Source organism: Candidatus Cloacimonadota bacterium (assembly GCA_020532355.1).
GTDB lineage: Bacteria > Cloacimonadota > Cloacimonadia > Cloacimonadales > Cloacimonadaceae > UBA5456.
Map to the genome: position 1 here is coordinate 1 of JAJBBD010000238.1, position 3,355 is coordinate 3,355.

A 3,355-nucleotide genomic window follows, 5' to 3' on the forward strand; every position below is an offset into this window, starting at 1 on the left:
CTCCATTTTGCGTCATGACCCTGACATCGTGATGGTGGGTGAGATTCGCGACAAGATTACGGCGGAAACAGCGGTGAAGCTGGCCAATACCGGTCACCTCACCTTCAGTACTCTGCACACCAACGATGCGCCTTCGGCAATTTCGCGTTTGTATAAAATGGGGATTGAGACTTTCCTGCTGGCATATTCCATCAACATCATCATCGCCCAGCGTTTGGTACGCAAGCTCTGCGTTCATTGCCGCAGACCTCTTTCCAAAGAGCATTGGGAAGCCGCGATGCAATTGGGCATCAGCAAAGAAGAATTGGAAGCTGGGATGATCTATGAACCCGTGGGTTGCCGAAAATGCCATAACGGCTATAAAGGTCGAATAAACGTAGCTGAGGCACTGTATTTCTACCCCGAGATCCGCCAGGAAATAGTAAAATCCATTAGTGATATCGATGAAGAACGCATCCGCAAGATCGCGGAAAAACACGGTATGCTCTCCATGCGCGACAGCGGGGTGGAGCGTATGCGGGAAGGCCTCACCGACCTCACCGAAGTTCTTTTTGTAACATCAGAGGACTAGAATATGAGCATGATGGAAATGTTTTTAGCACTGATGGCAATAATGCTGTTTACTACATTGTCATTGACATACAACCAAGCTATATGGAGGCAAACAGATTATATCAATAATGCAACAATGGTAGTTCAAGCTTCCCAGATATGTCATTCAATCCTGGATGAGGCAGACGCCAAGCTCTTTTCCAATCAAATAGAGTTCACTGATATTGTGGATACTTACAATTTCACAGATACACAATCTTATCCGCATCTACCTGTTACATTTACAGTATCATGCGTAGCAACAGATTGCGATTCTCTGGGGCAGGATTTAGAGACTCCAAATCCCAATAGTCTGTTCAAAAGAATTGAAGTGTCTGTAAGTGGTCCGACTGCATTGAGGTATCCCTATAAGATGAAACGTCTGTATACCAAGACTTTTATGTAGTTATTATGGGAGTTTTACTTGATGTTCTGGGCAGTGTTATAATCGCTGCGACTCTTTTCTTGATGATGATGACATTTCAGCTTCAGATGCAAGAAACAGCAGCAAGAATCCATTATACCGGATCAATGATAGATCATATGGACACAGCAGCTAGCAAACTGAATCACATAATGGCTATGGCAGGGATAGGAGTTCCAGTAGATTCTGTGTGCGTGATCGCGGACGAATCAAGATTGGTATTCAGAACCTTCTGGAACTGCGAATCTGATACCCTATCTGAAGATCGTCATCTGATCGATATTAAACTTGGTGATTCAACTCAACATGGATCCATACTGGAGATTAACCAGGACGGAACCTTGATTGAACCTCTCGGATATATACTCTACATTGAGGATGTGGCTTTCAACTACTATGACAAGAATGATAACCAAACAACTACTCCCGCAAATGTGATGTCTGCAGAAATACTGCTTACTTTCCGTCGAGATAGCCCATGGCGACAGGATCAACCCTTGCGCACAAACATCCAGTTGAAGTGTTTCTTTATGAATAGTTACCTGCAGGGAGCTTAAGATGGGTCGAGCTGCTCTAATCTTTGTTATTCTGATGACTACAATATATGCGGGTATTCTAACTTCTCTAAACAAGTTTATTGGGGGAGTTCCCGAAATTTTGATCAGGAATCAGTTGAACAAAGAAGCTGAGAATGTAAGTGATTTCGCTCTTAGAAATGCAATACGTAATGCTGGTTCTCAAGAGTTTCTGGATTCCTATCTACAGGGAGAAAACTTCGCCGACGAACTCACTTTTACTCAGAGCTTTGATGATTTTATAATCGGCAATTGCAGAATCGACAGTCTCCGCTACAGTTATGTAAATAGCAGGTCACATTACAAAGTGATGAGCTATATCACAGCATCTCTCCAGGGTCAGGAAGTATCACGCAATGCAGAGATGTCCTTTAACTATCCCTTTTTGGATCTTGGCTCAGATAAACCAAACATCATGTATCTTGAAATGGAACGATTAATACTATTTCCATGGCTTTTTGAAGGCAATAACTATCTTCCCGATTCTTCCGGAAACAACTACAGCGGTACTGCTGAGGGTTTTTCTCTGATTTCTGCCACAATACCTTGGGGTGGAGCATTCAGCAGGTATTGTACAAAGTTCAATGGAATCGATAATTACATATCTGTGGCTCCTCAACCAGATTCCACAGGTTTGGATAGCTTAAACACGGATAACTCATTTTCATTATTGGCATTTGCAAAGTTTGACAAGAAAGGTGGCTTCCTTGATACCGGACCACCCAGCCAGGGAACTTTGATATGGATTCCGAGTGACCCATATAGCTCTAGCTTGCGCTACAAACCATCTGCAGGAATATGGTACAATAAATCCGATAAAAAACTGCACTTCGCAGTAACGCAAGATGATGATGAAAATACGATGTTGGAGATAGCTGTCTCCTTTACTCCATATGCAGAAGTATTCTATCATCTGTTAGGTATTCCGTTGTTTAATCCTGCTTTCTATGAGTATTCATGGGGATCTTATGGCTTAACGTATAATAACGGAGTCTTGAAAGCTTTTGTGAATGGAGTGCTAGTTGGCACACAGGTTGGAGAAAATGTTCGTGCATACCCAAGTTCATATGGCATGTCCATTGGAAGAAGGGATCTGCGTGGGGGTAGCTTCAGCAGTTCAGACTTTCAGTATTTTTGTGGAGTAATAGACCAGGCTGGTATGCATGATCGTGCTTTGATAGGTTCAGAGATGCATTCTTGGCACAATGGTGTTATGAGTTCTACCCTTATAAAATATATAAGAGACTGATTGGAAAGAGAGAATGATAATGTTATGTAGTTCAACTGAAATCATTGATGTAAAAGATATGATCAATACGTCGATCTTATGCTCTAAAGGACTCGCTCTTATGCACAGGATTACTCGAAAGATAATTTTTACTAGTGTTCAATGCTGCCTATCAAGGCAAGAAGGAAGGTCGTGATGCTTTCAATGGCTAACTTTGTGCTTTTGGCGTCCGCTGGTTCTTTGACCTCATGGGTACTGATTGCGCTTGTCTTGATTCTGGCTGTTGTGATATTTTACTGTCGTCAGCAATCTCTTAAGTACCGCAACGAGAGTCGTTTTATGCGGGAAGCCTTAAACTCATGCAAGACTAAGCTGGAGAAAATAGATGAACTAGAAAAGTTGATCCCTGAACTACAAAAGATATCGAAGCTGGATCATGATGTGAATACTCCGCTCTGCGTGATCACAATGTCTTTGGGCAGGGCAAAGAAGCTGGGACAAGAGACCGGAGACGATTTTTTGATGAACAATGTGAAA

General features: G+C 42.4%; 5 protein-coding genes. All 5 read left to right on the forward strand.

Going from position 1 to position 3,355, the window contains the following annotated elements:
* A partial coding sequence (gene tadA / locus LHW48_08200; GenBank protein ID MCB5260434.1) for a Flp pilus assembly complex ATPase component TadA occupies nt 1-571 on the forward strand: 571 nt, incomplete at its 5' end.
* A gap of 3 nt (nt 572-574) precedes the next feature.
* On the forward strand, nt 575-997 hold the full coding sequence (locus LHW48_08205) for a hypothetical protein (GenBank protein ID MCB5260435.1): 423 nt from the start codon (nt 575-577) through the stop codon (nt 995-997).
* Nucleotides 998-1,002: 5 nt separating this feature from the next.
* Nucleotides 1,003-1,572 carry a hypothetical protein gene (locus LHW48_08210; protein ID MCB5260436.1) on the forward strand — a complete coding sequence of 190 codons (570 nt, stop codon included), beginning with the start codon at nt 1,003-1,005 and terminating at the stop codon, nt 1,570-1,572.
* Nucleotide 1,573: 1 nt separating this feature from the next.
* Nucleotides 1,574-2,839, forward strand: coding sequence for a LamG domain-containing protein (locus tag LHW48_08215; GenBank protein ID MCB5260437.1), 1,266 nt, complete (start codon nt 1,574-1,576; stop codon nt 2,837-2,839).
* 174 nt (nt 2,840-3,013) lie between these two features.
* On the forward strand, nt 3,014-3,355 hold a 342-nt coding region (locus tag LHW48_08220; GenBank protein MCB5260438.1), incomplete at its 3' end, for a hypothetical protein.

Bases quoted from the DNA above. Each gene is read 5' to 3' on its own strand.
- LHW48_08205 (MCB5260435.1), top strand. From the start codon at position 575: ATGAGCATGATGGAAATGTTTTTAGCACTGATGGCAATAATGCTGTTT.
- LHW48_08210 (MCB5260436.1), top strand. From the start codon at position 1,003: ATGGGAGTTTTACTTGATGTTCTGGGCAGTGTTATAATCGCTGCGACT.
- LHW48_08215 (MCB5260437.1), top strand. From the start codon at position 1,574: ATGGGTCGAGCTGCTCTAATCTTTGTTATTCTGATGACTACAATATAT.